Raw genomic sequence first — 17,981 nt, 5'->3', positions numbered from 1 at the left:
CGCATGTCACCCGACGTTCATCACTTCCTGCTGGTGTTCACCGCCTACATCGTCGGCGCCGCCAGCCCCGGACCGAGCAACATGCGCATCATGGGTGTCGCCATGCACCAAGGCAGGCGATCAGCACTGGCGCTCGCGGCTGGCGTGATCAGCGGGTCGTTTTTCTGGGGAACGATGGCGGCCACCGGGATTTCCGCCTTGCTGACCCAATACGCTCAAGCGCTCGTGCTCCTCAAGGTGGCAGGTGGGGCTTACCTGCTGTTTCTGGCGATCAAGGCGGCTCGATCCGCTCTGACCTCCGATGAGCGTATCGCCCGGGTAGCAACAGCGACCCCTTCCCTTTCCCCGTCGAAGCTTTACCAGCGCGGACTGCTCATGCACATCACCAACCCGAAAGCGCTGCTGGGCTGGGTGGCGACGATGACACTGGGGTTGGGTCCAGACGCATCGTCGACAACCGTCGCTATTATCCTCGCCGGTTGCGCGGTGCTGAGCGTCACCATTTTCTGCGGCTACGCCATCGCGTTTTCCACCGGCCCCATGGTTCGCGGCTATCGCAAGGCTCGCCGATGGATCGAAGGTACACTCGCCTTTGTGTATGGCGCGGCGGGGATGAAGCTGCTGTTTTCTCGCGTTTGAGGTCGTGCACTCCGACCTGTTCCCCCCACAAGAGCATGTGATGAAGATCGTCGTTGGCACCCCTACTGATGAGCTTGAGCTCGCCTTCATGCCGCCCTTCGACTGGACGCGGATGCTTCGCTTTTTTTCCGGTCGAGCGACAGGCGGCGTGGAAACCGTTCAGGACGACATTTATTACCGGACCCTCGACATTGCCGGGGATACCGGCCTGCTGAGCGTGCGTCGCGACCCGCGCCGCAACGTGCTGATCGTACGCATCGATGGCGAAGCCAGCCGCCACTTGGGCACGCTGACGCCACGCCTCTCCCGTCTGTTCGACTTGCACGCAGAGCCGGACGCCATCCGCGAGGGCTTGAGCCAGGACCCGTGGCTCGCCACGCTGCTTGACGCTGCGCCGGGCTTGCGAGTGCCAGGCGCCTGGTCCGGATTCGAATTGGTGGTGCGCACCATCGTCGGTCAGCAGGTCAGCGTGAAGGCGGCGACAACCATTGTCGGACGACTGGTCGAGCGAGCCGGAACCACCGCAAGCGCGCCGGTTCACCCTCATACACCTTGGCATTTCCCCACCCCACGTGCGCTGGCCGAGGTGAATATGGACAAGATCGGCATGCCCACCAAGCGAGTGGCAACGCTGCAGAACTTCGCCCGGGTGGTGGCGGATGGCGAACTGGACATCGACGACGAACTGGATGTCGAGACGCTGCGCAAACAACTGCTCGACTTGCCGGGCATCGGGCCCTGGACGGTTGAGTACGTTGCGATGCGCGTCTGGCGAGATGCAGACGCATGGCCAGCGACTGACCTGGTGTTGATGCAAGCCATCACTCGCCGACTGCCGGAGTTGATCCGTAAATCCGATCAACTGAAACACTCCCACGGCTGGCGTCCCTGGCGGGCTTACGTGGCCATGCACGTGTGGAATGAAATCGCCGATCAGGCAGGCATGGCCAAGGGCGGCTAAGGAACCCTTAGGAAGGACAGCACGGCAGCACTCAGTGACGTAGAATCTTCCCGGACATCTGATATCCAAGACGTTAACCCCACGCCGCGAGCGCTAGACCGTGTCTGACCAACCTGACCCAAAGCCCTCCATCGACCTGAGCCTTCAGGGAGGCACTTACTCGCCTTTTGCGCTGATCGAGCGTGAGCGCAAGGTCCTGGGCCAGATCGCGTCAGGTATCCCGCTCGCCGACGTGCTGAGCAACCTCCTGCTGGCGGTTGAATCACAGAGCACCAGCATGATGGCCTCGGTGCTGTTTCTCAGTGAAGATGGCCAGTACATGCTGCACGGCGCGGCGCCAAGCCTGCCGACCACGTACAACGAAGCGATTCATGGCATTGCCATCGGGGAAGGGATCGGTTCCTGCGGAACGGCCGCAGCGCGAGGCACGCCGGTGTATGTCGATGACATCGCCACCAGCCCGTTGTGGGAAGGCTACGCCGACATCGCGGTCTCCCACGGTTTGCGGGCCTGCTGGTCAATGCCCATCAAAGCGGCAGACGGCGTCGTGTTGGGCACGTTTGCGGTCTATTACGCCGAGCCGCGCTCACCGACGCCTAACGATATCGAGGCCATTTCGGTCATCGCCCAAACAGCGGCGCTGGCCATTGAGCGGCATCGCGCGGATCAACGACTGCGGCTCAGCCAGGACGAACTGCGTGACCTCAATTCCCAGCTGGAAACCGAGGTCAACGAGCGCGTTACCGAACGCAGCCGCACCTGGCTGCTCAGCCCTGACCTGCTGTCCGTGATCAACGCACAGGGCATGATCGAGGCGTCGAACCCGGCGTGGACCATTGCCTTGGGCTGGTCGCCGGAAGAGCTGAAGACGGCCTTTCTGTCCTTCGTGCACCCGGACGATCTCGGCGCCAGCCAAGCGGTTTTTACGCAAGCGATCAAAGGCCGTCCTGTCTCACGCTTTCAAAACCGCTATCGGCACCGCGACGGCAGTTACCGTTGGGTGGCGTGGGTCGCCGTGCTGGAAGACGGGAAAATCTATTGCAGCGGTCGCGATATCACGACAGAAAAGGAACAGGCCGCCAACCTCGCGATGCGGACACGGGAACGCGACCGGGCGTGGGGGTTGTCACAAGAATTGCTGGTCATCGCATCGCCCAACGGCACGCTCGACGAAGTCAACGCACGCTGGACCGAACAACTCGGCTGGTCAGAGCGGGAGCTGGTCGGCACCACGTTTTCCGACTACACCCACCCCGAAGATCTCCTGGCGGCGCTTGCGGCGTTCACCGGGATTTTCGACAAGCCGCTGATCACGCCGTACGAATTTCGATTGCGGCACAAGGACGGCACCTACAAGTGGTTCAGTTGGACAGGGACGTTTCAGGACGGTCGCGTCTACGCGGCTGGCCGACATGTGACCACCGAGAAGGAACAGGCAGAAGCGCTGCGCCAGTCGCAAAAAATGGAAGCCGTTGGGCAGCTGACAGGCGGCGTGGCCCATGACTTCAATAACCTGCTGACCGTCATCCGCTCGTCCACTGACCTGCTCATGCGACCGTCGCTTACCGACGAACGAAGAGTGCGCTACGTGACGGCCATTTCGGAAACCGTCGACCGTGCGGCGAAACTGACCGGGCAACTCCTCGCGTTCGCACGTCGGCAGGCGCTCCAGCCCGAAGTGTTCAGTGCGTGTGACAACGTCCGGGCGATCTCGGCCATGATGGACACCCTCACGGGCTCTCGCATCGATACGCTCATCGAACTCACCGATGCGCCTTGTTTCGTGGATGCCGACCCCAGCCAATTCGACACCGCGCTGGTCAACATGGTCGCCAACGCACGGGATGCCATGCAGGGTGAAGGCAAGCTCTCCATCGCCGTGCGCGCCGTTGAATCCATCCCTGCCATTCGGCTCCACCCCGCGTCGAACCAGCCTTTCGTCGCCGTGTCCATAACCGACACCGGCTCCGGCATTCCCGCGACTCAGCTGGAACAGATCTTCGAACCGTTCTACACCACCAAAGGCGTGGGTGAAGGCACGGGGTTGGGACTCAGTCAGGTGTTCGGGTTTGCCAAACAGTCTGGCGGCGAAATCGCAGTCGTCAGCGAACTGGGCAAAGGCACGACATTCACCCTCTACCTGCCCCGCGTCGACGCGCAGGATCGAACCGCCGAGCAAGCGCTGCCCCATGCGGCACTCGAAGACGGGCACGGCACTCGCGTTCTCGTGGTAGAGGACAACGTCGATGTCGGCACCTTTGCGGTCCAGGCCTTATCGGAGCTGGGCTACGTCCCGACACTGGCTCGCAGTGCTCATGAGGCGCTGACGGCATTGCAGGCGGCTCCCGATGCATTCGATGTCGTGTTTTCTGATGTCGTGATGCCGGGGATGACCGGCATGGAACTGGCCCATCAACTGCGGGAGCAATTCCCGGATGTTCCCGTTGTACTGACTTCCGGCTATAGCCACGTCCTGGCGCAGAACGGGTCGGCGGGTTTTGAACTGCTGCACAAACCGTACTCCATCGATCAGCTATCACGCGTGCTCTTGAAGGTGTCGGCCAGAAGCTGAGCAGCGCGCAGACTGAAGAACGTTGGGCTCGACATCGTCAAGCGCGCCAGCAAGGGTGTTTTGTTGGGCGCTTTTCTACCATGATGGTGCACGTTGCTGTCCTCATTCCCGTGCCAGGCCCATCGATGACCTCCACAACTCCCGTCTTGACCCCGTTCAGCCGTTATCAAAAATTCGTGGTTGGCCTGCTGGCGACTCTGCAGTTCGCCGTCATCATCGACTTCATGCTCATGGCTCCGCTGGGGGCGATGATTTTGCCCGCACTGAGCATGTCCGCTCGCCAGTTCGGCATGGTGGTCAGCGCCTACGCTTTCAGCGCCGGGCTGGCCGGTCTGGTCACCGCAGGCTTCGCTGACCGCTTCGATCGCAAGAAACTCCTGCTGTTCTTCTACGCCGGATTCGTCATCGGCACGCTCTGGTGCGGCTTGGCCGCCAGCTTCGAAACCCTGCTGCTGGCGCGCATCGTCACGGGCATCTTCGCCGGGGTGATCGGCTCGACCGTGTTGGCGATTGCTGCCGATCTGTTTCCCCCCGAATCCCGTGGCCGGGTGATGGGAGTGCTGCAAACCGCGTTCGCCGCCAGCCAGGTCCTCGGTCTGCCGGTCGGCCTGTACCTCGCCAACCACTGGGGCTGGCACGCGCCCTTCCTGCTGTTGGCCGCAATGGGCGCGGCCGGTGGCGTGGTGATTCAACTGGCGATGCGCCCCGTGACCGACCACCTCGCCATTCGCCAGGAGCACACTGCCTTTCGTCACCTGTTCAACACCTTGGCCGCGCCCAAGCATTGGGCAGCCTTCGCCGCCACCGCCCTGCTGACCACCGGCGGCTACATGTTGATGCCGTTCAGCAGCGCCTTCACGGTCAACAACCTGGGCATCGACATCGCCAGCCTGCCCTTCGTGTATCTGTTCACGGGCTTGAGCACCATCGTCACCGGTCCCTTGATCGGCCGCGCTGCCGATGCCTTCGGCAAGTTACGCGTGTTCTACGTCGGCAGCGCACTGACCATCATCATGGTGACGATCTACACACACCTCTCCAACGTGCCATTGCCGTGGGTAATCGTGGTCAACACCGTGCTGTTCGTGGGCATTTTTTCGAGGCTGATTCCCTTCCAGGCCATGGTCGCTGGCGTGCCCGATCCCTCTCATCGCGGCGCGTTCAACGCTGTGAGCGCTGCCATTCAACAGCTGTCGGGAGGCTTTGCCTCGATGCTCGCCGGACACATCGTCCTGATTGGCAGCGACGGCAAATTGCAGCATTTCGACTGGGTCGGCTACATCCTTTCAACGACCACGGTCGTGGCCGCGTACCTTGTCTGGCGGGTGCAGCGGGATTTGTCGGCACGCAACGCGTGAGGATGACTGAACTGCGCGGGTGAGCGGCGATCAGTATCGTGTCGATCCTGAGAGGTGCGCATGAAAGTAATCACGCTGGTGCATGGCCGAAGCACCCATCTGGCCAATCTGATCGAGGGTCTGGAATCGTCCAGCCTCGTCCCGGATGGCCTGTGGATCGTGCACATGAACGAGCCGCTGGGTGCATTCAACAGTCAACGGTTTCCGATCCACACGTTGCAGGTGAATGAACCCGGCGGCCTGCCATTGGCCAAGGCGCGCAACAGCGTGATGGCCATTGACCCGGCAGCGTCATGGGTCTTTCTCGACATAGACTGCATTCCCGCACACGACCTGCTGGCTCAGTACCGGGATGGGCTAAAGCGCGCCCCCGACGCACTGCACATGGGTCAGGTGCGCTACCTGCCCGAGGGCGCCAATCGCTCCGGTTGGGATGAAGCGGCGCTTTACGAGCGAGGCGTCGAACATCCGCTGGCGCAGTTTCGTGAGGGGCCAGGCAGCGACCTTCCCTATCACTTGTTCTGGTCGCTGAATTTTGCCTGCCACGGCAGCACGTTCGGGCGCATTGGCGGTTTCGACGCGGGCTATACGGGCTATGGCGGCGAAGACACCGACTTTGCGTTCCGGGCGCGCCAGGAAGGTGTGGCCCTGCTCGACAACCCGGCAACGGCGTTCCATCAATACCACCCCACGTACGACCCGCCGTTGAATCACTTCAAGGATATCGTCACCAATGCGCGGCGCTTTCACAGACGCTGGGGTGTCTGGCCAATGGAAGGCTGGTTGCGCGCATTTCAGGATCTAGGCCTGCTGCGCTGGGACGATGGACGCGTTGAGATTATTCGGATGCCCTCTGCTGAGCAGGTGGCTCAGGCCCTGAACCCTAAACGCCTCGGCTTCTGATCACCCGTTCCAGTGTGCCCTCAATGAAACGGGCGGCACGTGCCGCGGCGTCTGCATCGGCCCAATCGCGCCAGCGCTCTGGATCAAGCTTGAGCGCTTCATTCAACATGTCGGGCCAATCCGTTGCGGGCGGCCATCCCTGTTCCAGCCCAATCGCCACCTTCAATTCATTGAGGCGCCGGGCCTGATGCCGTTGCTCGTCAAACGGGCGGTCTTCGGCGATGGCGACGAACCGGCAACCGAGTGACGCCGCCTCCCCCACCAGGCTATCGCTGGCGCTGCCGATCACGATTTCAGCGCTGCGCATTTCCTCCAGCGGATCAGGCACGGGGCCAAGCCAATGCAGGTTTGGGAGCGGCACACCGGGCGTCAGACCGCCAGCTACTCGAAAATGTCGGTTGGGACACTGGCGCGCCACATCCTCGATCAACGCCGCCGACAAGCCTGTGCCGCCCTGCCCGGTGATGATCAACACCTGGCCACGTTTTGCGGTGGTTAACGGCTTACCCGCAAAGCGCGACAGCCAGCCGCTGTAGACGGTTTTGTCACGCAGCCACTGCGGCGTATCTTGGGCTTCCATGCTCTGCGGATAAGGCGCCAGCAACGCGCTCGCGCTCTCATAGGCCAAGCGGTGAGCAGCGTCGTCCCGCGCGCCGTGCTGCCGCACGTAAATGACCGGAACCGCACACAGTCTTGCGAACACGGCGATTTCCACCGACACATCGACCACCAACACGCAGGGCCAATGCGCCGCAAACCACTGTGCGAGCATCGCCATCCGCTCGCGCACACCGTCCACCGCCAGCGGCGCGTAATGCAGGACATCGAAACGCTCGACGGTCATGCCTTGCGCCGTATCGCCCGGCAAGTCCAATCGCTGAACACCAATGGGCAATTCGACAGGCAATTGTGAGCCGATCAGCGTCACTGGCACGTTCAGCGCCCCAGCGATGCGCGCCGCTCGCACGCCATGACCCGCGCCATGATGGTGGACGTAATAGCCGATTTGGGGTTCAAGCATGGTGCGCGGCCATTTCCGTGAGTAAGGCTTCGTAACGGTCCAGCATCAGGTCGTGATTCCACAAGGCTTCAGCCCGTGCCCGGCAGGCTGATCGCGATTTGCCGCGAGCGACCACCATGGCGTCGGCCAGCGCAGCCACGTCATTGGGCGGCACCAGACAGCCCACTTCGTCGCTGATCAAATCCGCCATCGCGCCGCGATTGAATGCAGCGACCGGCGTTCCGCAGGCCAGCGCCTCAGCGACCACCAGCCCGAACGGCTCGTCCCAGCACGGCGTCACCAGCGCCACCGCAGCGCCCGCCAGTTCGACCGCCAGTTCGGCGCGCTGCAAATGCCCCAGGTACTCGACACCCGGCCCCAACCGAGGCTCGATCTGCTCCTTGAAATAACGCTCATCCACCCGCTGTCCCGCCAGTCGCAAAGGGATGCTGGCTTTACGCGCCGCATCGATGGCCAGGTGCGCGCCCTTGTCAGGTACCAATCGCCCCGACCACAGCGCGTGCTCGCCCACCACTCCCGCAGGCCGCCAGTGTTGCAAATCAATGCCGTTGGGGATCAGCGCGCACTGCGAGACCACATCACGCCAGCTGCGCGCATTCGCCGCCGACATCGTGCTGAAACGGCCGGTCTGACGATCACCACTCAATGCATTGATCATTTCGAAAAACGGCGGCGTGTGAAGGACTGTCAGCATTGGCGTGCGAATCAATGACGCCATGGTCACCGGCACGTAATGCAGGCTGTTGTTGAAGATCACGTCGAAGCCGTAATCGTCGATCTTTTGCATCACCTTCAGGTAGGCATGATGCTCCGCGACGTAGGCGCTGCTCAGGCTGGGGTGGCGGCATTGCTCCTCATCCGGAACGGCCACTGCCTCCAGCTCAGGCGCACTGCCGCCTCTGGCGAACAGGGTTACGGCATGGCCACGCGCACGCAAACCGAGGGTCACGTCGTGAGTGAACGCCTCCAGCCCGCCCGCAAAAGGCTGGCGTATGGGAAATTTGATGTGGGTGAGAATGCCGATGCGCAGAGGCCGATGCCCACCGGCAGTGGGTACAAGGGGAATCTTTGCCTGATCACTGCGCCACATGCCACGCCTCCTGATGATTATTGATTCAGGCGACGCAGAACGGGATTGGTTCCACGGGAATGCTGCATGGGACCAGTGCGTGATCCGCGACGCCCGCAGCCCCGGCTAAAACGGTGGGCGTCAGGGGCGACGCTGAGGCGGCAGCATCCGATCCAGAAGACCATCCCGGCGCACCGCGACATGCCAGACCGTCCCGGCCACGTGCAGGATAATCAGCCCATAGACCGCGAACTGACACCACACATGCACCGTGTCGCCGAACTTGCCCAATGGCTCGTTGTGGGCAAACCCGGGCAGCGAAAGGATTCGGAAAAACGGCACATCCTGACCGTTGCCCGCCATCAGATAACCCGTGACCGGCATGATCAATAACACGACGTACAGCAAACCGTGGGTGAGCCCCGCGAGCATCCGGGTGACCCGATGGATGTCATCGGGATAAACCGGCGCGCGATGCCGCCAACGCCAGGTCAGGCGAATCAACACCATGAGAAACACGCTGATGCCCATCGACTCATGGGCCATGTACCAGAACACCCGCACCGGCCCCGGCGGGAAATTCTCCGCAACCCAGACAAACGGCAGCAGGAAACATAAGGCCGCAACAGTCAGCCAGTGCAGGGCCTGAGCGACACCGGTGTATCGGTCCATGAAAAAATCTCGACGTTCGGGGTGGCAGGAGGGCTGAAGGTTAGCTCACGGGTGCTTTTCTGACCGGACTCGGACACCACAATTGCTCATATGTATCAGATAAATGGCCTGCCCTTCCTACAAGGCGTACCACACCTCGAAGTGGTTGAAGCGAACCTTCGTGGACAACTCCGGCCTGAGCTTCACTATCATGGGCGCCGTTGCGCGCTAAATGCGCGTTTAAATATCGGACATTGCTCAAGGGCGATGGCTGCTGAAGTCGACGACACTTGCCCCTGACTGATGATCTGGGGATCGTAAGGCGCGTTGAGCACTCGGGCTACCCAGCGACAGTATTGTGCGCGGGTGGATGAAGCCCGGGTGATCCTGCAGAGCACCAGCGTGCCGCTCAAGACCATCGCTCCCCCGTGCGGGTTTCGCGACGCCCAGCCTATGCGCAACGTCTTCAATCGCAGGTTGGGGGTGACGCCACAGCAGTTCAGGTCGCATTTTGCGGTGATGATCTGAGCCGGGTGCGGGAGGCTTGTACAGGTACTCGGGCGACCAGTCGCTTAGTCGATCCAGTGCACCTTGGTGAAAGCCATAGAGGGGAGTTGAGCGGGAACTGATGTTCTCAAGCGCGCAGACCACGAACCTCGACACGCCGGGGGCATTAGAGGCTCAGGGCGTGTCGGAAAATCACAGGCAGTGCGAAGAAATCTGCTTCATCCAGCAGAAACGAGCTTCAGGCCAATGACGCCAGCCAAAATCAGGACGATGCACAGAACGCGTGCCGGAGCCATGCTATCGCCAAGCAACAGCATGCCAAACACGGCAGTACCGGCAGCGCCAATTCCAGTCCAGACTGCATAACCAGTGCCCACCGGTAAACTGCGCAGCGCCAGCGACAGCAAGACCACACTCGTCAATCCACTGACGATTGTAAACAACGTAGGTCCGATTCGGCTGAAACCTTCGGACAGCTTCATGCTCAGCGCGAACACGATTTCCAGCACCCCCGCAAGGCTCAATAGTACCCATGCCATATTCGATCACCGGTTGACGGATACGCCAGGCTGATGAGCCCAACGTATCGTTGAAGAGGGTTAAACCCGGTTTAGGTCAGGCATTGGCCGGTCGACGCCGAAACGACACACCGAAACGGTTGAAGGCGTTCATCAGCCCGATGGCATAGGTCAGATCAGCAATACCTTTTTCGCCAAACTCGGCGAGGGCTGCCTGATAGTCGGCTTCCGGCACACCCGTTTCGGCGACGCGCGTCACACTCTCCGCCCAAGCGAGGGCCACGCGCTCACGCTGATTGAACAACTTGCCAGACTCAGACCAGACCGGGACCAGCAGCAGCTTTTCGGCGCTGACACCCAGCTTCTGCAGATCGCGGGAATGCATGTCGATGCAGAACGCGCAACCATTGATCTGCGACACTCGCAGGTAAACAAGGTCAATCAATTCTTCGGACAACCCGCACTTCTGCAACGTGACGTAGACGCCCCCGAATGCCTTGTAACCTTCGGGCGATGCCAGGGAGTAATCGATACGGTCGCTCATCATGAATCCTCGTCGTGGGCCAAATTAGGGAGGCCCATCGTGGACTCACTTGGCACAGCTCAGAAGAGCCAAGAAACGTCTTTTACATGAGTCCATGATGATCGATATCTACCTGTTCATGGACCAGTGCGGATGTCGATTCATGGACCTTCAGAGTGGGTCGAGCACTTCGTACAGTACGTGCTCTTCCTTCCTCCACGAGTCCGAATCGACGATGAACATCTTGCATATCAGTTGCAGCTCACGTGGCCCAGCATCGGAGAGCTCCAGGTTGGCTCATGCCATTCTCGATCAATTACTGCTAGACCATCCGGCAGCACGGGTCATTACCCGATTGATAGGCGGCAATACCATTCCTCACGTTGACGCCCATTATGCAGCGTCCCAACAAGCCTCCAGTGACGTGGCGGCAGAAGGGTCGACAGCCCTATCCGATGCCCTGATCAAAGAACTTGAGCAGGCCGACATGCTGGTGATCAGCACGCCTATGCATAATTTTTCCCTGCCCTCGGCACTCAAAGCCTGGATTGATCATATTGCCCGCGTCCGTCGCACCTTCAATATCGGGCCCAACGGAAAGAGCGGGTTATTGACTGACCGGCCAGTGTTTATTGCCATCGCGGCGGGAGGACACTTTTCCGGGGAGCGGGCACGCCAGCCGGATTTCCTGAGGCCTTACTTGCGCTCAGTGCTGAACATGATCGGTCTGCACGACCTGCATTTCTTCACCGCTGAAGGTACTGCCATGGGGCCAGAGGCGCTCAACGACGCCCGAAACGGCGCAGAAAGAGCGCTGCAGCTACATTTCTCTACGTCTACCCCAGCCTGATACCCCGATCATGACCCAATCAGCCCAGCGTTTCTCACCACTGGATCCTTCGTCGACCGAACCCATTTATCGGCAGATCTACTGGCGTGTGCGCGCAGCGATTGCCGACGGAGTGTTACAGCCGGGCGAGCGGGTACCAGCGGTCCGGGCGTTGGCAAAGGAATTGGGCTTGGCCAGGGGAACGGTGGACAGCGCCTATGGATTACTCACCGCTGAAGGTTATCTGCAGTCGCGCGGCCAGGCGGGCACAGTGGTTGCCGAAGGCATCTACCCGACAGGACTTGACGGCGTGGTATCTCACAAGGCGACGCTCGGCGAATTATCAACGATCAGGAATACGCCGACAGTACTGCCATTCCAGATGGCACTGCCAGCACTGGACGCGTTTCCTCGTAAGCTTTGGGCGCAACTGAGCGCGCGTTGCGTACGCGCTACCCGTGTACAGGACATGGCGAATCCGTCGTTGTACGGATTGCCTTCACTGCGCATGGAAATTGCCCGCTATCTGCAAGTGGCGCGTGGAATCCATTGCACGCCCGACCAAGTGTTCATCACCTCTGGCTATCGAAATGCGATGACGTTGATTGCCCACGCGCTCCTCGAACCGGGTGACCGAGTCATTATCGAGGACCCAGGCTATGTCCCGACGCGCCAACTTTTGAAGCATCTGGGTATGCAAAGCGTGCCCGTTCAAGTTGATGGCGAAGGTCTGCAGGTCGCGCAGGTCTCGCAACTTGCGGCGGGTGCACGGGCTGCGGTGGTCACTCCCGCGCATCAAAGCCCACTGTGTATATCGCTCTCGTTGCCAAGGCGCATGGCCTTACTGGAATGGGCCAATCGTACACAGGCGTGGATCATCGAGGATGACTACGACGGCGAATATCGTTATGTCAGCCGACCGCTGCCGGCACTCAAGAGTCTGGACCGTGGAGGGCGCGTGATCTATGCGGGCACATTCAGCAAGGTTCTGTTTCCGGGCATCCGTATCGGCTATCTGGTTGTGCCAGATACCCAAGTCAAACGATTCGAACACATTGGCGAGGTCTTTCTCGGGAGCTGCCCTGAACTGACTCAAGCCATCGTCGCGACGTTCATGAGCGAAGGACACTTCTCGCGACATATCCAGCGCATGCGCAGTTTGTACAGCGAACGCCGCAGAGCCACGATTGAAGGCTTGCGCAGGGCTCTCGACCCTCATGTGAATATCGATCAGCAGCCGGGCGGCATGCACCTGATTCTGCGTCTGCCCGAACACCGGGATGACTCGGCGCTCGCGGAGCAACTGAATAATGCTGGCATCTACGCGGAAGCCATGAGCGACTGGCATATCGAACATAACGGCAGTCCGGGTCTTTTGCTGGGTTTCGCGAACATCCCGACGGAGCAAGACGCGGAACTTCTAGGGAGGCGAATACTGCAGTTTTTGTGACGTTGACTTCTTTATCTGCGCGAGTAGAGCGCGGGTTGCATTTATCGCGAGGGTAGATATGAGCTTCCAGAACATTGCAGTTTTTTCTGGCTCTAACTTTGGCTTTCATCCGGCCTATACCAAAGGCGCCCAGGCATTGGGGCGAGAAATAGCCCGCCGAGGGCTGCGCCTGATCTACGGGGGTAGCGACAAAGGACTGATGGGTGTGGTCGCTGACAGTGTACTCGCCGAGGGTGGTGAGGTGATTGGGATTATTACTCACCTGCTCCACGATTTGGGTCATCTGCATACAGGTCTGACGCATCACGAAGTGACACCGGATATGCGCAGTCGAAAAGCACGCATGAGCGAATACGCTGATGCTTTTATCGCGCTACCGGGAGGTCTGGGCACTTTCGAGGAATTGTTCGAGGTGGCGACCCTGACGCAGCTGGGAGAGCACCGCAAAGGCGTGGGTTGCCTCAACATCAATCGGTTTTTCGAGCCCGTCCGACACCTACTGGACCACGCGGTGGATGAAGGCTTCATGAAAATCGAGCATCGCGACATGCTCCTCTTCGATGAGGGGGCCGCGGAACTCCTTGATGCCCTCCTTCACTGGCAACCGCCGGTCACGGGCAAGTGGATTGCTCCCCAACCTTAAAAGAACCGGCAGCTCACTGATCAGTTATGGGATCGCCAGATGAATATGTCAGTAGGACCGCAGCTCAATGCGGTCATTATTCGTAATGAAAAGAATGCGCCCCCGAAACTCAGCGCTTATTTAACCAATCAAGTGCTGCAGGAAATGGGAGAAAACAAAGGCGTTCTGGACACGGAAGCACTCGAAAAAGCCGGACTGGGAACCAGTTTTTCAGCGTTCGACATGACCTCAATCACACCGTCAGAAATGGGGCTCGTGAGCAAAAATCTTTGCCTTGGGGCTGATCGACAAAACGACCGCCAACTTGCTCATCTCTGCAGGCACCGACCTTGACTCAGTGGGCAATCCGAGTGCGCCAAACTTAAAGATGAATGCACTTGATTATTTCGCGGCACGTATCGCCTTTCTCCGAACGGCAAGCGTAAACAACGATCACTACGGCTTTCAGGTGGTCCCGGATTACATCAAGACGGTGTATGTGCTTCAAAACCTTGACGACTATGCAAAGTCCCAGCAAGGCCGAGATGGTACTCATGGGGGTGGGATACACATTAGAGCCTGATGCCACTGGAGGCATTGATAAATGTGGGCATGTTGGAAAAACCTGCCGACGATTAGGTCCTGGCCGACTCCGTCTGTATCGGCACACGCGACGCCATCTCAAGACCCAAGCACATGTTTCAAACTGCGAGCTGAGAGATCGCCAAGCCTCAAAGCACGTCGGGAGACGTGCCTGAGTCGGGACTGAATGCGTTACATCAGGATGGGTATTTGGTAGAGAGATTGTCGGCCAAGCAGCTTAACGTGCACATCGATCACGCCTTCACTCAGTAGGCGACTCAGTGTTTACAAACGGCGGTACGTTAGCCAAAGCAAGTTTTCTGCACTGCGTGACGGAGGGCGGACGACGGGCAGCCAGAGGCTCCAGACCCTGCCGCTGCCCTGTTTTGAGAGCCCGCTCGATGGCCATCGCGACTCTGACATCCCGCCATCCTTCTTCACCGTCAGGTTCAGGTGCCTGATCATTGAGAATGCAGCTGGAGAAGTACGCAGTCTCCCCTGCGAACTGGTCGACCACAGGATGTACGTGCTCTTGAGTTTTACCGTCTAGGGTAGCTCGATAGCTTATCGCAACCCCCTCCCCGTAGCCGAAGCACGGCGATGCTTCGATCTCGCCGTTGGTGCACACCAGTTGAAATCGCTCAGTGTCGGGAAGGCTGTAGCTCACCGTGAAATGTGCAAGCCGGTCTTCCGGGAATCGTAGCGAGACCGTCACAGTGTCCCATGAGTCCAACACTGAACCTGGGGTATTCGCTCCCAGGGCCATTACCTCAATGGGTTCTGAATTGAAGAGCTGACGCACCATATTTAGCGGATACGGCCCCATATCCAAGACCGGCCCGGCGGCAAAGCCGTTTTGCGAGCGGTGATTGGTGACCTTAACAATCTGCGTAAAAGTGGAGGTGAATAACCGGGGCTCACCGAACTCTCCCTTCCGCACCCGCTCAATCATTTCAAGCGTGCCAGGCTCGGTATGCAGGCGATAGGCGACCATCAATTTGGCATTGGAACGGCTCGCTGCGGCGAGTATCTCCAGGCAATCGGCTTCGGTTGAAGCCATGGGCTTTTCCAAAAGAACATGGATGCCGGCGTTAAGCGCAGGGATCACATATTGGGTATGCAGGAAATTCGGAGTCGCGACGTAGACAGCGTCGATTTCACCGGAAGCCAGAAGCTCGGGATACTCTTCATACGAATAAGACTTCAGGCCATAGATCGATGCCAGATCCTGTGCTTTGACCGAATCCCCCGTGACCAAGGCTGTCATCACTGAGTTATCCGTCTGGCCAACACCCGGCATGAAAGCACCTTGAGAAATTGAACCGCCGGCCACCACGGCATACCGGATCTTTCCATCTGAGCTGGGCATCACATTCTCCTGTCGAGTCTCAACTGATCACACAGGGAGTGGGCAAGTCTGGCGCGGCAAGGTTCCATTTTTGTCAGCGGTCAGCCGGGAGCTTCCTTCAAAAATTGCGGACGACCGAAGGTGATCCGGTGATCTTTTGCTCGGAACGATACCGCGCTGAGTCGATCAACTTTATTGACTGACTGAACACCAGGACTTCCTGACTACGTTCGAGTATTCCTGCATCCGATCAGGTGGAGCACACATCATGCAAACCATGGATGACTTTAAAAATTCCAGAGCTGTGGCCAGCTTCATTTCCCGCCCAAGGCTTATGTTGGGAATGGTGATTTTCTGCGTCGGCGTGACCCTGTTGATGGTAGAGACCGCCTCAACTCTGTACCGCTAACCCCTGATATGTCCTGTCGCTCACTTTCAGTGTGGGAGCACGGACACTCAGCGCTTACCTCTTCAGAATGTACTCACCAAAGGAATCACTTATGCCGTCCAAACGACCCTTCGCTGCTTTGGCTCTCACCCTGTTTTGCGCAGTTTCGAGCGTTTCTTACGCGGATGATGATCCTAGCGTTACGCTGAATCGTCCTGGAACCGGGGATAGGGAATACAAAGTTGGCGATCCCGTGCCCGATGAGTACCAGCGTGAAAGTATGGAGGTCAAAGACTGGAAAAGCCGGCACCTGAAAGCGCCATCCGAACACGAGCAATGGGTGCAGATCAAAGGCAAATATGCGTTGATCAGTGTCCCTACGGGCACCATCAAGGAGATGGTGGACAGATGAAGAGATGGTACGCAAGCACGCGTTTCTAACGCGTCTTCGTGTGGCGACTGAGCTGGGTGGGCGGACTTGCAGCGTTTTACAATGAGGCTCGCTCAGCAAAAAAAGCCCGTGCATGACACGGGCAAAAACGCTTGGCTCAGGCTACGACCGGCCAGGCAATCCTCGTTTGAAGCGGTGAACAGATAAAGCGGTGTGCAAGCCACGCACACTGGCGTTGGCCTGAGATTCAAAACTGCGGGCGCAGCGACCCAACTCGCTGGATATGAGCGCTTCTACACCTTGAGCTTTGATGGATGAACTTCCAGATTCAATGGCCATGATTTTTTCCTGATCGAAGCAGTCAAGAGGCCGGCAGCAACCACTGCTGCTGCCGTCTTTTCAGCGCTTATAGCGCTGGGTCGATATCTTTCTCAGATCCCTGACCCAAGCCAGAACCCAGATCTGCACCTGTTACAGGGTCAGACGCGAGATTGGACTTGGTACGCTCCTTGAGCATGGTCAGGGTCACCGAATCATCTTCACTGAGCTCAACCGTCGCCGTGCCATCCCCACCATCGACCGCTGGATGGGGGTTCTCGACATACTCGAATTCCGCATCGCTGTTCCAGGGCCCGCGCACATTCGGCTCGCCGTTGGACATGCTGAAGTAGGTGCGGCTGAATTCAGGCATGCCGGGGAGCTTGCCCTGCGGAAAGTTCGGCTGAATCGAATGCAGCGCTTTTTCGAACGACAGCTGGTGGGCGATTTCCCGCGTCATCAAAAAGCCCAGCGCTTCTTTGATGCCCGGATCGGTGGTGACGTTGATCAATCGTTCATAGACGATCTTCGCCCGCGCCTCGGCTGCGATGTTGGAGCGAAAGTCTGCGGTGGGTTCACCGATGGTATCGATGTACGCCGCTGTCCAGGGCACCCCTGCGGAGTTCACCAGCGGCGCGCCTCCACCGTACAGCAGGCTGGTGATGTGCGAGTCGTTGCCAGCACCATTGATATCCCGGTAGAGCTCACCCTCAGCCTGGACGCCCTCGGCCAGCTTGCCTTTGCCGCCCTTGTTCAGCATCACAATAATGGAGCCGATGATTTCAAGGTGACTGAGCTCTTCAGTGGCGATGTCCAGCAACAGATCCTTACGGCCTGGATCTTCTTCCGCCAACGCCTGTGTGAAATATCGCGCCGCAGCGGCCAATTCGCCCTGAGCGCCGCCAAATTGCTCCAGCAGCAGGTTGGCCAAACCAGGGTTAGGTTCAGCAACACGTACCGTATATTGAAGTCGTTTGTTATGTAAGAACATGGTATTTCTCCCATCCATAGCTTTTTAGCGAAAAAGATCTTCGATTCAAAATCGCTCACGGTTTTTTTTGTAAATCTACATCGGGCAACGCTTACAACGCATAACGAGGACTCACATCCCCATTAGCACTCCATCGAAATAACAGTCTCTATCGACCAGCGGCGGTAAACTCTGCACCTCACTATCAATATAAATCCAAATAAACAGCTATTCACTTAATCACTGTCAATCTGATTGGATAGTTCAGTAAGTTACAAAGTGCTCAGTTGCGGGTGGTACTCTATTTATGATCATTAAGGCGCCGCGATGAATTTTGCGCCCTGTTAATTAATCGACCTGA

Annotated in this window: 19 protein-coding genes and 1 pseudogene; 12 read left to right on the top strand and 8 right to left on the bottom strand. The window is 58.8% G+C overall.

All coding sequences use genetic code 11. The features are described from left to right. Positions 1–3 precede the first annotated feature (3 nt). The 5 genes from ACIQAL_RS21240 (at position 4) to ACIQAL_RS21220 (ending at position 6,433) form a co-directional block, all read left to right on the top strand. Complete coding sequence (locus ACIQAL_RS21240; RefSeq protein ID WP_401149099.1) at positions 4–639, top strand: LysE family translocator; 636 nt, start codon at positions 4–6, stop codon at positions 637–639. Positions 640–679: 40 nt separating this feature from the next. Next, positions 680–1,600, top strand: a complete 921-nt coding sequence (locus tag ACIQAL_RS21235; RefSeq protein WP_401149096.1) for a DNA-3-methyladenine glycosylase family protein — start codon at positions 680–682, stop codon at positions 1,598–1,600. A 100-nt stretch (positions 1,601–1,700) separates the two neighbouring features. Beyond that, the gene (locus ACIQAL_RS21230) at positions 1,701–4,172 is read left to right on the top strand and encodes a PAS domain-containing protein (protein WP_401149093.1); all 2,472 of its coding nucleotides are present in this window, start codon (positions 1,701–1,703) and stop codon (positions 4,170–4,172) included. A gap of 125 nt (positions 4,173–4,297) precedes the next feature. Further along, entirely contained in the window at positions 4,298–5,530 is a 1,233-nt protein-coding gene (locus ACIQAL_RS21225; protein ID WP_341962688.1) for an MFS transporter, read from the top strand. Positions 5,531–5,590: 60 nt separating this feature from the next. Beyond that, entirely contained in the window at positions 5,591–6,433 is an 843-nt protein-coding gene (locus tag ACIQAL_RS21220) for a glycosyltransferase family 2 protein (RefSeq protein ID WP_401149089.1), read from the top strand. On the opposite strand, the gene ACIQAL_RS21215 is transcribed toward ACIQAL_RS21220, so the two are convergent. The 3 genes from ACIQAL_RS21215 to ACIQAL_RS21205 form a co-directional block, all read right to left on the bottom strand. After that, positions 6,414–7,454, bottom strand: coding sequence for a hypothetical protein (locus ACIQAL_RS21215; RefSeq protein ID WP_401149087.1), 1,041 nt, complete (start codon positions 7,452–7,454; stop codon positions 6,414–6,416). The two genes, ACIQAL_RS21220 and ACIQAL_RS21215, sit on opposite strands and share 20 nt — an antisense overlap. Beyond that, entirely contained in the window at positions 7,447–8,544 is a 1,098-nt protein-coding gene (locus ACIQAL_RS21210; RefSeq protein ID WP_401149084.1) for a glycosyltransferase family 4 protein, read from the bottom strand. Before ACIQAL_RS21210 ends, ACIQAL_RS21215 begins: the two co-directional genes overlap by 8 nt. 120 nt (positions 8,545–8,664) lie before the next feature. Continuing rightward, on the bottom strand, positions 8,665–9,195 hold the full coding sequence (locus ACIQAL_RS21205) for a cytochrome b (protein WP_401149082.1): 531 nt from the start codon (positions 9,193–9,195) through the stop codon (positions 8,665–8,667). Positions 9,196–9,534: 339 nt separating this feature from the next. Between ACIQAL_RS21205 and ACIQAL_RS21200 the strand changes: the two are divergent. After that, a pseudogene (locus ACIQAL_RS21200) lies at positions 9,535–9,702 on the top strand (helix-turn-helix domain-containing protein); the annotation flags it as partial. Positions 9,703–9,899: 197 nt separating this feature from the next. Here the strand turns inward: ACIQAL_RS21200 and ACIQAL_RS21195 are convergent. Next, positions 9,900–10,220, bottom strand: coding sequence for a DMT family transporter (locus ACIQAL_RS21195; RefSeq protein ID WP_401149080.1), 321 nt, complete (start codon positions 10,218–10,220; stop codon positions 9,900–9,902). Positions 10,221–10,296: 76 nt separating this feature from the next. Further along, positions 10,297–10,743, bottom strand: a complete 447-nt coding sequence (locus ACIQAL_RS21190; protein WP_401149078.1) for a carboxymuconolactone decarboxylase family protein — start codon at positions 10,741–10,743, stop codon at positions 10,297–10,299. A gap of 214 nt (positions 10,744–10,957) precedes the next feature. Between ACIQAL_RS21190 and ACIQAL_RS21185 the strand changes: the two genes are divergently transcribed. Genes ACIQAL_RS21185 through ACIQAL_RS21170 form a run of 4 tightly spaced genes read left to right on the top strand, consistent with a single transcriptional unit; the run spans position 10,958 to position 13,977 of the window. Further along, entirely contained in the window at positions 10,958–11,572 is a 615-nt protein-coding gene (locus ACIQAL_RS21185) for an FMN-dependent NADH-azoreductase (protein WP_401149075.1), read from the top strand. A 10-nt stretch (positions 11,573–11,582) separates the two neighbouring features. Next, positions 11,583–13,001 carry a PLP-dependent aminotransferase family protein gene (locus tag ACIQAL_RS21180; RefSeq protein WP_401149072.1) on the top strand — a complete coding sequence of 473 codons (1,419 nt, stop codon included), beginning with the start codon at positions 11,583–11,585 and terminating at the stop codon, positions 12,999–13,001. 58 nt (positions 13,002–13,059) lie between these two features. After that, positions 13,060–13,644, top strand: a complete 585-nt coding sequence (locus ACIQAL_RS21175) for a TIGR00730 family Rossman fold protein (RefSeq protein WP_401149069.1) — start codon at positions 13,060–13,062, stop codon at positions 13,642–13,644. Between the two features lie 39 nt (positions 13,645–13,683). Beyond that, positions 13,684–13,977 carry a hypothetical protein gene (locus tag ACIQAL_RS21170; RefSeq protein WP_401149067.1) on the top strand — a complete coding sequence of 98 codons (294 nt, stop codon included), beginning with the start codon at positions 13,684–13,686 and terminating at the stop codon, positions 13,975–13,977. Between the two features lie 490 nt (positions 13,978–14,467). Here the strand turns inward: ACIQAL_RS21170 and ACIQAL_RS21165 are convergent, their stop codons facing one another. Beyond that, positions 14,468–15,574 (bottom strand): Gfo/Idh/MocA family protein, encoded by a 1,107-nt coding sequence (locus ACIQAL_RS21165; RefSeq protein ID WP_401149064.1) that lies wholly within the window; start codon positions 15,572–15,574, stop codon positions 14,468–14,470. 247 nt (positions 15,575–15,821) lie between these two features. On the opposite strand from ACIQAL_RS21165, the gene ACIQAL_RS21160 reads away from it, so the two are divergent. Together ACIQAL_RS21160 and ACIQAL_RS21155 are read left to right on the top strand one after the other, a co-directional pair. After that, positions 15,822–15,962 (top strand): hypothetical protein, encoded by a 141-nt coding sequence (locus tag ACIQAL_RS21160; RefSeq protein WP_401149062.1) that lies wholly within the window; start codon positions 15,822–15,824, stop codon positions 15,960–15,962. A 91-nt stretch (positions 15,963–16,053) separates the two neighbouring features. Further along, positions 16,054–16,353 (top strand): RcnB family protein, encoded by a 300-nt coding sequence (locus ACIQAL_RS21155; protein WP_401149059.1) that lies wholly within the window; start codon positions 16,054–16,056, stop codon positions 16,351–16,353. A gap of 141 nt (positions 16,354–16,494) precedes the next feature. On the opposite strand, the gene ACIQAL_RS21150 is transcribed toward ACIQAL_RS21155, so the two are convergent. After that, positions 16,495–16,671: a hypothetical protein gene (locus ACIQAL_RS21150; protein ID WP_401149057.1), complete on the bottom strand. Its 177-nt coding sequence runs from the start codon at positions 16,669–16,671 to the stop codon at positions 16,495–16,497. Positions 16,672–16,738: 67 nt separating this feature from the next. Further along, the gene (locus ACIQAL_RS21145) at positions 16,739–17,641 is read right to left on the bottom strand and encodes a manganese catalase family protein (RefSeq protein ID WP_166596284.1); all 903 of its coding nucleotides are present in this window, start codon (positions 17,639–17,641) and stop codon (positions 16,739–16,741) included. Positions 17,642–17,981: the final 340 nt, after the last annotated feature.

The sequence above is a fragment of the Pseudomonas sp. NPDC088368 genome (genome assembly GCF_044753445.1).
Lineage (GTDB): Bacteria > Pseudomonadota > Gammaproteobacteria > Pseudomonadales > Pseudomonadaceae > Aquipseudomonas > Aquipseudomonas bambusae.
The sequence above is the reverse complement of the archived record's forward strand: the minus strand, read 5'-3'. Positions and strand labels throughout refer to the sequence as shown.

Excerpts from the sequence above, each read along its gene's own strand:
- ACIQAL_RS21190 (WP_401149078.1), bottom strand. The coding sequence starts at position 10,743 with ATGAGCGACCGTATCGATTACTCCCTGGCATCGCCCGAAGGTTACAAG.
- ACIQAL_RS21205 (WP_401149082.1), bottom strand. The coding sequence starts at position 9,195 with ATGGACCGATACACCGGTGTCGCTCAGGCCCTGCACTGGCTGACTGTT.
- ACIQAL_RS21170 (WP_401149067.1), top strand. The coding sequence starts at position 13,684 with ATGAATATGTCAGTAGGACCGCAGCTCAATGCGGTCATTATTCGTAAT.
- ACIQAL_RS21225 (WP_341962688.1), top strand. The coding sequence starts at position 4,298 with ATGACCTCCACAACTCCCGTCTTGACCCCGTTCAGCCGTTATCAAAAA.
- ACIQAL_RS21195 (WP_401149080.1), bottom strand. The coding sequence starts at position 10,220 with ATGGCATGGGTACTATTGAGCCTTGCGGGGGTGCTGGAAATCGTGTTC.
- ACIQAL_RS21240 (WP_401149099.1), top strand. The coding sequence starts at position 4 with ATGTCACCCGACGTTCATCACTTCCTGCTGGTGTTCACCGCCTACATC.
- ACIQAL_RS21175 (WP_401149069.1), top strand. The coding sequence starts at position 13,060 with ATGAGCTTCCAGAACATTGCAGTTTTTTCTGGCTCTAACTTTGGCTTT.
- ACIQAL_RS21155 (WP_401149059.1), top strand. The coding sequence starts at position 16,054 with ATGCCGTCCAAACGACCCTTCGCTGCTTTGGCTCTCACCCTGTTTTGC.
- ACIQAL_RS21160 (WP_401149062.1), top strand. The coding sequence starts at position 15,822 with ATGCAAACCATGGATGACTTTAAAAATTCCAGAGCTGTGGCCAGCTTC.
- ACIQAL_RS21220 (WP_401149089.1), top strand. The coding sequence starts at position 5,591 with ATGAAAGTAATCACGCTGGTGCATGGCCGAAGCACCCATCTGGCCAAT.
- ACIQAL_RS21180 (WP_401149072.1), top strand. The coding sequence starts at position 11,583 with ATGACCCAATCAGCCCAGCGTTTCTCACCACTGGATCCTTCGTCGACC.
- ACIQAL_RS21145 (WP_166596284.1), bottom strand. The coding sequence starts at position 17,641 with ATGTTCTTACATAACAAACGACTTCAATATACGGTACGTGTTGCTGAA.
- ACIQAL_RS21185 (WP_401149075.1), top strand. The coding sequence starts at position 10,958 with ATGAACATCTTGCATATCAGTTGCAGCTCACGTGGCCCAGCATCGGAG.
- ACIQAL_RS21215 (WP_401149087.1), bottom strand. The coding sequence starts at position 7,454 with ATGCTTGAACCCCAAATCGGCTATTACGTCCACCATCATGGCGCGGGT.
- ACIQAL_RS21165 (WP_401149064.1), bottom strand. The coding sequence starts at position 15,574 with ATGCCCAGCTCAGATGGAAAGATCCGGTATGCCGTGGTGGCCGGCGGT.
- ACIQAL_RS21235 (WP_401149096.1), top strand. The coding sequence starts at position 680 with ATGAAGATCGTCGTTGGCACCCCTACTGATGAGCTTGAGCTCGCCTTC.
- ACIQAL_RS21150 (WP_401149057.1), bottom strand. The coding sequence starts at position 16,671 with ATGGCCATTGAATCTGGAAGTTCATCCATCAAAGCTCAAGGTGTAGAA.
- ACIQAL_RS21210 (WP_401149084.1), bottom strand. The coding sequence starts at position 8,544 with ATGTGGCGCAGTGATCAGGCAAAGATTCCCCTTGTACCCACTGCCGGT.